1 protein-coding gene is annotated in these 258 nt (G+C 45.3%); it reads left to right on the top strand.

Features of this window, described 5'->3' with window-relative positions; all coding sequences use genetic code 11:
- Positions 1 to 13: 13 nt before the first annotated feature.
- The coding region (locus SM753_RS21515; protein WP_369335391.1) for a hypothetical protein at positions 14 to 258 on the top strand (245 nt) is incomplete at its 3' end.

Below are 258 nucleotides of genomic sequence, written 5' to 3'. Positions count from 1 at the left end.
CGTTTGGTGGGTCGTGCATGATGGTGGTCTTCTTATGTTGCTCCCATTCCTTCTTCGACAACACAAAACTTGGAGGAACACGACAGTTAGACTGTTTGCCATCGCTCAGCTGGAGGACAACAACGTTCAAATGAAGGACGATCTCCAGAAATTCCTTTACCAATTGAGAATCGAAGCTGAAGTCTACGTCATAGAAATGCCCGATTCTGACATTTCTGACTACACCTACGAGCGAACGTTGAAAATGGAGGAAAGAAC

Origin of the sequence: Halostella sp. PRR32, from assembly GCF_034808085.1 — an archaeon.
GTDB classification, from domain to species: Archaea; Halobacteriota; Halobacteria; order Halobacteriales; family Natronoarchaeaceae; genus Halostella; species Halostella pelagica.
The sequence above is the reverse complement of the archived record's forward strand: the minus strand, read 5'-3'. Positions and strand labels throughout refer to the sequence as shown.